The organism is Bacteroides acidifaciens (assembly GCF_024623065.1).
GTDB classification, from domain to species: domain Bacteria; phylum Bacteroidota; class Bacteroidia; order Bacteroidales; family Bacteroidaceae; genus Bacteroides; species Bacteroides acidifaciens.
On record NZ_JANJZR010000113.1, the window covers coordinates 1 to 9,331 of the forward strand.

Annotated in this window: 5 protein-coding genes and 1 pseudogene; 2 read left to right on the top strand and 4 right to left on the bottom strand. The window is 43.1% G+C overall.

The window, feature by feature from the left end:
* Positions 1-199 precede the first annotated feature (199 nt).
* From NSB03_RS19075 to NSB03_RS19085, 3 genes and pseudogenes are all read right to left on the bottom strand, one after another.
* Positions 200-2,074, bottom strand: a pseudogene (locus NSB03_RS19075) (alpha-L-fucosidase).
* 39 nt (positions 2,075-2,113) lie between these two features.
* Positions 2,114-2,794: a porin gene (locus NSB03_RS19080; RefSeq protein ID WP_024988647.1), complete on the bottom strand. Its 681-nt coding sequence runs from the start codon at positions 2,792-2,794 to the stop codon at positions 2,114-2,116.
* A 135-nt stretch (positions 2,795-2,929) separates the two neighbouring features.
* Complete coding sequence (locus NSB03_RS19085; RefSeq protein ID WP_024988648.1) at positions 2,930-4,114, bottom strand: C1 family peptidase; 1,185 nt, start codon at positions 4,112-4,114, stop codon at positions 2,930-2,932.
* A gap of 386 nt (positions 4,115-4,500) precedes the next feature.
* Between NSB03_RS19085 and NSB03_RS19090 the strand changes: the two genes are divergently transcribed.
* A complete protein-coding gene (locus tag NSB03_RS19090) occupies positions 4,501-5,346 on the top strand; it encodes a patatin-like phospholipase family protein (protein WP_024988649.1) in 846 nt (281 codons plus the stop codon).
* A gap of 48 nt (positions 5,347-5,394) precedes the next feature.
* Here NSB03_RS19090 and NSB03_RS19095 read toward each other — a convergent pair whose 3' ends face one another.
* Positions 5,395-6,420, bottom strand: coding sequence for a helix-turn-helix transcriptional regulator (locus NSB03_RS19095; protein WP_024988650.1), 1,026 nt, complete (start codon positions 6,418-6,420; stop codon positions 5,395-5,397).
* A 139-nt stretch (positions 6,421-6,559) separates the two neighbouring features.
* Between NSB03_RS19095 and NSB03_RS19100 the strand changes: the two genes are divergently transcribed.
* On the top strand, positions 6,560-9,049 hold the full coding sequence (locus NSB03_RS19100) for a DEAD/DEAH box helicase (RefSeq protein WP_257466585.1): 2,490 nt from the start codon (positions 6,560-6,562) through the stop codon (positions 9,047-9,049).
* Positions 9,050-9,331 lie beyond the last annotated feature (282 nt).

Below are 9,331 nucleotides of genomic sequence, written 5' to 3' on the forward strand. Positions count from 1 at the left end.
AATGAATGAAAAGTGGGTTATTAAGATCCTGCTCCGAGTTTTGCCCGACACAGTTTTGAGAGTTGCTTTCGAGTATACTTTCTGTTGTTGTGAGGGGCATGACGGAGACTATGTGACGAATAAAAACAGGTCGGTAAAGCCTATCTAACATAATCTCAGGAAAATTTGAACAGGCTCTAAGTGTTAAATCGCTGCTATTTTATTGTATGCCGATTTCGGCTAATCCCATCGGTTCTCCATTCTGTATCATCCGCGTTGCTTTCAACTGAACATAACGGGCTTTGACAGGGGTAAAGTAAACAGATTGCAGAATCGGGTTATTCTTTATATTAGAAAACTCATCTTTGGCTACTACCTGATTGATTGCATTACTATCCATACCGACAGATATTTCATAGGCTGCAATTACACCTTTATTATATTCACTTTGATCGGGCAGATAATGGAAGGAAGTGATAGTACGTTCCTCTCCCAAGTCAATCAATATTGTATTCCCGTTGACGAAACAAGTAGTCCGGTCGTTTTTATCCATACATTTTTGTGCCTCTTCCGCATCTACCTCGCTAAGAGTGAACAGGTAACTTTTCAGTTCTTCAGCTTTGGCAGTGTATATATCGGAAGTCTCTCCTGCATAAAATGCTTCAATATTATTGATACAAAGACAAGCACGTGAATCGGTGAAACGGATACGAATCTTATCGCTTGTGATTGTTTCAAAACGGAGAAGACGTTTGTAGCCGATGGTGGTGGTCTCTTCGTTAAGTTTCACAGGGAGCCATTCACCTTCTTGGTTATATTCTACGACGAATGATTTGACACGTTGTCCGAGAGGGATATACTCCTGCAACATCATGCGGTTGATTTTCTCCGGTTGAGGCAAGTCAAATTCGATAGTGGCAGAGGTTACTCCGTCGTTAGTAGCCCAATAAGTATTGTAATCGCCGTCGGTTACGGCTTTTGCAGGAAACGCAGCGTCCCGTTCGTCCGATGCTTTCGGAGAGACGCCTGCCAACAGGTTGTGTGCCAGTTGTTTTTGTACGTTCTGGTGGAAGTTTACGGCGTTGGTAGAGTCTGTCGGATGGATCAGTCCGTCACGATCGACCGGGAAGTTGAGTAACAATGTTGCGTTATGTCCTACGCTGCGGTAGTAGAGGTCGGTCAGTTGTTCTACTGTCTTCACGCGGCCGTCTTCTTCCGGGTGGTAGAATCATCCCGGACGGATGGAAACATCGCATTCGGCGGCTACCCATTGATTGCCGTCAGCGTGACCGTATTGCAGTTCGCGGTAGTTGGGATAGCCCGGATAGACCTCTCCGGCACGAAGGAAAGCCCAGTTGGTAGCTCCGGCAAATCCTTTTTCATTACCTACCCAGCGGCAACCCGGACCACCATCAGAGAAGATAACAGCTTGTGGTTGCAGTTCGTCAATCATTTTGTAAGCTCTCGGATAATCGTAATAAGTCTTACGGTCGATAGTACGGCTGTCTTTTGCGCCACCATACCAGCCGTCTCCGCCATTGGCACCGTCAAACCAGATTTCAAATACATCACCGTAGTTGGTCAGCAGTTCGTTGAGTTGCTTATAAAAGTAGTCTACATATTCGGGAGAACCGTAATTGGCTTGATGCCTGTCCCAGGGAGACAGATAAACTGCGAATTTAATGCCGTACTTCTTGCAGGCATCCGATAGTTCGCGAACGATGTCGCCTTTTCCGTCTTTATACGGGGTGTTACGGATGCAATATTCTGTCAGTTGTGTAGGCCACAGGCAGAATCCGTCGTGATGTTTGGCTGTCAGGATCACTCCTTTCATGCCCGAATTTACAAACGTTTGTACCCATTGCTCGCAATCCAGTCTGGCAGGATTGAATGTTTTAGGGTCGGAATCTCCGTATCCCCATTCGCGGTCGTTGAATGTGTTAAGTCCGAAGTGTACAAAAGCATATGTTTCCATCTTTTGCCATTCCACCTGCTTGGCTTCGGGAACAGGCAAAATAGCTTCCGGTGCTTTTGCCGGATTACAGGCGCTCAGTAAAAGAACTCCTGTACAGAAAATAAGAGAGTGTTTTTTCATGGGGGTGATTATTGCTAAATTATTAAATAGATAAATTCGCTAGAGTGTTATTCCGAATACAAAATAAACCTGCTCTTCGTAAGGATTGGCTATCAGTTTTCCGAATACAGGTAATGAGAAGCCAGACGTTATTTTGATCTCTTTAGTGGCGGATAGTCCGACGTTGACCACATTGAATTTGTCGGAATACATACTTTCCCAAGGTGTGAAGCCTGCTTCAATACTTAAATCGACGTCTTTCACACTGAACGGGTAACTCAGTTCACAATAGCTCGACCAGGCGCGTTTTCCATTTTCCCGATAATCGTTTCCGGCAAATGTAGTGTACCAGCTTACTGATAGCGGGAATTTCTCACTGAGCATATATCCGGCTCCTACTTCAAAAGTATGGCGCGTGGAGTGCGAGTTGTAATTGAAATATTTGAAAGGCTCGTCTTCTGTTTGGGTAAAATAGTTGTTGGCGTAAAGAGTCAGGTTTTTATACTCATACTCCAATGAAAGGTCTATCTCATTATTCTTTTCACGAAATTCGGTAGAGCCCCAGGCGTAGACAGTCAGTCCTTTCCAGATGAGGCCGAGTGAGGGTTGCACACTTGCATTGCCGCTGTCTATACCGCGCCAGATATAACTGCTGACAAAATCTGCATTTACAAAAACTTCTTGCGCCTGTGCAAAGGCAGTGCAAAATAGAATTGCAATAAGTACAATATTTTTTTTCATTTTATCGGTTGTATCTTTTCTTTCCGGGGGTAAAGATACGTAATATATAGATAAATGATGACAGATGAGAAAAAAAGAAAGCGGCTGCACGATGCAGCCGCTTTCTGAATCAATTATAAATTTTAAAAGTTATCTTTATTTAATCCCCAGCTTCTTTGCGATTTCTTTGGGAAGGGCATCTTTGTGTACAAGAATATTCATAGTCTTGTAAGCTACGAATGCTTTGGAAGCATACCAGATGCCGTTGTATTTGCCGGATTTACCCCATGAGTTCTTCACCATGAAGTATTCTTTTCCGTTCTGGTCTTTGGCGATACCGTAGATAACCATTCCATGGTCATCTGTTGTTTCCCAGTTGTCGAAAGCGACCTGACGCATTTCCTGGGTAATATCCTTTTCCGGGAAAGGTTTGGTGAACAATTCTCTGCGTTTGTCGGCGGCAGTCAGACCTGTCCAACGAGCCATATCCGAACCTGACAGTTCCGATTCTTTGGCTGCGTCCGGCATAACGGCTATACCATCGCGTGAGAATCCTTGTTCGCTCACGTCGCTACCCCATGCAAAAGTATAACCTTTCTTTACAGCGTTGTCCATTACAGCCATCAGTTCGTCGATAGGCAGGTTGTAAGACAAACCGTTGCGCCAGTTATCCTGAATTTCGATAGCGAATTGGGAATAGAACGGATGATGTGTATAAGAAGTCAGTGATACGTAATCGTCAGGATTCAATCCCAATGATTCAGCAAAGGACTTCGGAGTATATTCCTTGCCTTTGTAAGTGAAGTTTTCCGGGCACTTTCCTAAATAGGTGTCATAGACTGCTGCCAGCCCGTTTTTCCATACTGGAGTCAACTTGCTCAGTTTGCCTTTAGCGATGGCGTTGATATAGCCGGAAGCAACAGCGTCCAGTTCGTTATGTACCGGCAGAGTATCGCCGTACATGATACCCGGCATCACTTCCTGCGGAACGATACCGTAGTTCTTGATGCAATATATGACATCGTAGAAACTTCCGCCCGGAGAGAAAGAACTGTCACCGTGATAACGTACATAGTTCGCGCCACGGTCTTGCATTGTTTTGTGCACTACGAACATTTCGGCCAGGTCATACTCGCCTTTGCCCATACGGAGTAATTCTGACTCTACAAATCCGAGAGTTGAGAAACTCCAGCACGTACTCGAACGGTTCTGGTTCTTGATGGAAGTAATAGGGTTTTCTTTCACTGTCGTGAATACAAATCCCTCTTGGGGCTTTGCGTCTTGTGCCATCATGCCCAAGCTACATAAGCTCCAGGCAGCAATAAGGATACTCTTTTTCATTCTTATAATATTCATATTAAATTTGTTTTGGCTACAAATATAATGATTCCTCTTTTGAAAACCATCCGTTTGGATTCAATTTGCATAAAAAAAGAATGAATATTACTGTATCTTGGCACGGTAAGTCCGTTTGGAGAAGGTGATTATGCTGTATGACAAAATCTGCAGAAACGTATGATTATTGTTAAGTCTTTTCTTACTTAAAACAATAAAGTTAGCCTAAAGTTACATAGATTGATGCAGAAAAAAATAAGATTTTGTTTGAATATTTGCTATTTTTGTCGGGTAATCTGTCTTTTGTTTGTTTTTATAATAAATATGCAACCAACAGTAATTAGACGGAGTATGTAGAGAGAGTGGTAAATAAAAATAGGGGGAGATAAAAAATGAAGAATTTGGAAATAGATGAATTTACCGGCTTGGTGTTGGAAGGCGGGGGAATGCGCGGAGTGTTCACTTGCGGGGTGCTCGATTATTTCATGGATCATGATATTCGTTTTCCTTATGCGATAGGGGTGTCTGCCGGAGCGTGCAATGGACTGTCCTATGCTTCCCGTCAACGGGGACGTGCCAAATACAGCAACATTGACCTGCTGGAAAAATACAATTATATCGGTCTGAAGTACTTGCTCAAGAAACGGAATATCCTCGACTTCGATTTGCTGTTCAATGAGTTTCCCGAACACATCCTTCCGTATGATTATGAGACGTATTTTGCTTCGCCCGAACGTTTCGTTATGGTGACGACGAATTGCCTGACGGGAGAAGCCAACTACTTTGAAGAGAAAAAAGACAAGAACCGGGTGATTGACATTGTCCGTGCTTCCAGCAGCCTGCCTATTGTTTGTCCCATCGCTTATGTGGACGGTATTCCGATGCTTGATGGGGGAATCGTAGACTCTATTCCTTTGCAGCGTGCCATTTCCGACGGTTACACTCGCAATGTCGTTGTGCTCACCCGTAATCGTGGTTATCGGAAAGACTCGAAAGATATTCGCGTTCCGTCATTCATATACCGTAAATATCCGAATTTGCGCGAAGCGCTGGGGCGTCGTTGTGCCGTGTATAATGAACAGTTGGAAATGGTGGAGCGTATGGAAGACGAGGGAAAGATTATCGTTATCCGTCCGTTGAAACCTGTTGCCGTAGACCGCATCGAGAGAGATGTGCGGAAGCTGACGGAGTTTTATCAAGAAGGATATGAGTGTGCAAGAGTTTTATTTGAGGAATAAACGGCCTTCATTCTTCTTTTATTGAATGGCGGATAGGACAGTTGTTTTTTACTCTGAGTTTGTTGTATATTGTTCGGCAGCCCTTTTTAGTTTCTTGCCCATCAATTCTATCAATGTCTGCGGATACAGAATTTGTATTCCGTCGGCATATCCGAAGAATACCCGTTCCAGTTCGTGGTTGACGACTACTTCAATTTCTAGTATGACACTTCCGTCGGTTAATCTTTCTATCAATTGCTGACTGCGGTGTATTGGTTTGGTTATGATGTAAGGCGCTTCGTCAGCCTTTACTTTGAAACCTACTTTTTCCGCTTTGCTTCCTGAGTTCTTGGTTACTCCGACAAGGTCGTCAAAGAATGTGTTCGGATCGAAGAATGTATTTCTTATGTAATGTTCCTGTGGCAGAACTTCCAGTGATTGTATTCTGTCCAAAGCCAAATTTTGCAATATACGTCCGCTTTTCCTTACTCCATAAACGAACCACCGGTTGCGATATTCTTTTAATAGATAAGGATAAAAAATAAAGCTGTTGGCCGAGCGCGCTTTGAACGAACGGTATTTCAGCCGTATGGGATGCTCGTTCACAATGGCGTGATAGATCGTATCCAGATAATCCAGTCCTTTCAATGATTCATTCTTTTCAAAGTCAATGACAGGAGTGGTTTTCATTCGGGCAGAAGCGACATGGTCTTCCAGGCGGTTGATAATATCGCTCATTTCTTTGAAATGGGAGAAACCTTTAAACTGCCTCAACACTTCCACGGCTTCCGACATCGTTTTCAGGTCTTGTTCGTTCAGCGGAGTTTGTGTAATGCTGTATTCCGGGTCTTCGTATTTATAGTATTTATTTTCGTACACCACAATCGGAGCGTTATAACCCAGCTTCTCGCTGCGCATCATCTGTATATCCATCTGCACGGTACGTTTGCTTATTCCTTTGTCGATGCCTTCATATTCGTAAAGGGCATCCGAACAGGCGTCCATCAAATCTTCCAACGTCCAGCGTCGGTAAGGATTACGCAGACAGTTGTCAATTGTTTTATAACGTATCAAGGCATTTCTATTGGCCGGCATAAGCAGAAGAATAAAGATTGGCTTCAAAAGTAGAAAAATAAATTCAGGAAAACAAACCGATACAAAATACATATGTGTAATGTCCGTTTTATTCTTCTTTTTTTGTAATTTTGGCGGACAATATAAAACTTAGTACGATATGGCAAAGAAAAATAAGACCGCTAAAAGTGCGAAAGAATCAATAAATAAGGTATCCTATCATTATCGACCGGACAATATGACTTTGCAGGAATGGCAGATTGCTTTGCGCAGGCAGGCGGCAATGAAAGAGAAGTTTGCCATTTCCGAACATAACAGGAAGGAGTACCCCGGCTATTATAACGTGGTCAATTCCGTAACCCGTAACGAATATAGGGTAGTATACAGAGGGCAAGATAGTCCGTGGAACTACTGCTCATGCATGGATTTCAAGACAAGCCAATTAGGTAGCTGTAAACATCTGGAAGCTGTGAAACTCTGGATTGAAGACAATCATCGCAAAGTATGCCGGGACATTCCGCCTTATACATCCGTTTATTTGTCTTATCAGGGAGAAAGAAAAGTATGTCTGCGGATAGGGACAGACAATCAAGAAGAGTTTCGTCGCCTGGCAGCTCCTTATTTTACTCCCGATGGAGTAATGCGCCCTGAAGCGTTGGATTCGGTTACCGAATTTTTTCGTGATGCCGTGCGGTTGAATAATACATTTCGCTGGTATCCGGATGCTTTGGGGTTTATTCTTGAGCAACGTGACCAGCGGAGACGCGTACAACTTTTACCTGAGTATGCTTCCGATACAGCCTTGGATAAGTTGTTGAAAACCAAACTTTATCCTTATCAAAAGGAAGGTATACGTTTTGCCTTTCGTGCAGGAAAGTCTGTTATCGCTGATGAAATGGGCTTGGGAAAAACAATCCAGGCCATTGGAACGGCAGAACTGATGAAAGCTCACCATTTCATATCTTCGGTTCTCATTGTATGTCCTACATCATTGAAATATCAATGGAAAAAAGAAATAGAACGTTTCACGGACTCCAAAGCAATTGTTGTAGAGGGCAATCATCTGGTGAGAAAGAAACTCTACGAAGCGGAAGAGACTTATAAAATAGTTTCTTACAACAGCATTTGTAATGATATAAAGATTCTCAAATCTTTGCATACCGATTTCCTCATCATGGATGAAGTGCAACGCCTGAAGAACTGGAACACGCAGATATCAAGAAATGCCCGTCATATCGAATCGGAATATGCAGTAATTCTTTCGGGTACTCCGCTCGAGAATAAGCTGGAAGAGCTTTATTCAATCATGCAGTTTGTTGACCAGTTCTGTCTGGGGCCTTATTATCAGTTTATCGATGAAACGGTGGTCAAGTCGGATACCGGTAAGGTGGTCAGCTATAAGAATTTGAATGCCATTGGCGAACGGATGAAGAATGTGCTTATCCGGCGCCGGAAAAAAGACGTGGCTCTTCAGTTGCCGGGGCGCATGGATAAAGTTCTGTTTGTCCCCATGACCGAGCAACAACGGGATATGCATGATGAGTATCAGAACATGGTAGCCCAGTTGGTGTATAAATGGACAAGGACGCGTTTCCTGAGTGAAAAAGACCGTAAGCGTTTGTTGATGATGCTCAGCCAGATGAGAATGATATGTGACAGTACTTACATTCTCGACCAGAAAAGTCGTTATGATACGAAAGTAGAAGAAACGATGAATATTCTGAAGAATGTTTTTGAGAGCGGAGACGAGAAAGTTGTGATTTTCAGCCAATGGGAGAGGATGACGCGGCTTATTGCGAAAGAACTCGATGAATTAGGTGTCCGTTATGAATATCTTCACGGTGGAGTGCCTTCCGAAGCCAGAAAGAATTTGGTGGAGAGCTTTACCGAACTGCCGGAGAGCCGTGTATTCCTGTCGATAGATGCGGGAAGTACCGGACTGAATCTTCAGGTGGCTTCGATATTGATTAATCTTGATTTGCCTTGGAATCCGGCGGTTCTCGAACAACGCATAGCCCGTATTTACCGAATTGGGCAGAAGAGAAATATCCAAGTGATTAATCTTGTTGCCAGCCAGACTATTGAAGAAAGGATGTTGTCGACATTGAATTTTAAGACTTCTTTGTTCGAAGGTATTCTGGATAATGGGGAAGATACCATATTCTTGGAAGACAGTAAGTTTGATAAGATTATGGATTCTATCAAAGTGGTGGCTGATGCTTCTTCTGAGATAGCGGATGATAACCGTGCGGACGGCAGTAACATTGATTGGGATGATAAGGAGGAGAATATCAATCAAGTGGCTGATGATGAAAAGGTAGTAAAAGAATTGGTAGAATCGCCGGAAGAGGAAGCCATTGAGCAAGCAAGGCCGTCGGTCATATCGGAACAGATGGAAGAGGCTTCGGATTCATCTGTCAGTGACGCCGAAGAGCATCCGGAACGATTGGTTCAGCAAGGACTTTCTTTCCTTAGCGGTTTGGCTCGTACGCTCAGCTCGCCGGAGGCTACTCAGAAATTGGTGGATTCTATAGTCGAAGAAGATAAGGAGACCGGACAGACCACGCTCCGGATTCCTGTGCCTGATAAAGAGAGTGTGGCGGGTATTCTGAATCTGTTTGGGAAGTTGCTGACAGGTGCGGGGAAATAAGTCTTAAGAAAGAAAAACAAACTGTGTCAGGAGCCTGCTGACACAGTTTGATTCTGTTTTATACTTGAGAATCTATCTAAACATATTTAATTGATTAGATGTAATCTTCGATACATTTAATCTCATCTTTCCATTTTTTAAGTTCTTATCACCTACAAAGGTAATATTTTCCATACTTACTGCAGAATAGATACTCTATAATTCTTTAACACTTCGTTAATTTTATAACTAATCCGTTGATCACAAATAAGTTAATTGATAAAATTTAGCAAAACAAAATAG

Coding starts and splice junctions, on each gene's coding strand:
- NSB03_RS19100 (WP_257466585.1), top strand. CDS start 6,560: ATGGCAAAGAAAAATAAGACCGCTAAAAGTGCGAAAGAATCAATAAAT.
- NSB03_RS19090 (WP_024988649.1), top strand. CDS start 4,501: ATGAAGAATTTGGAAATAGATGAATTTACCGGCTTGGTGTTGGAAGGC.
- NSB03_RS19085 (WP_024988648.1), bottom strand. CDS start 4,114: ATGAAAAAGAGTATCCTTATTGCTGCCTGGAGCTTATGTAGCTTGGGC.
- NSB03_RS19095 (WP_024988650.1), bottom strand. CDS start 6,420: ATGCCGGCCAATAGAAATGCCTTGATACGTTATAAAACAATTGACAAC.
- NSB03_RS19080 (WP_024988647.1), bottom strand. CDS start 2,794: ATGAAAAAAAATATTGTACTTATTGCAATTCTATTTTGCACTGCCTTT.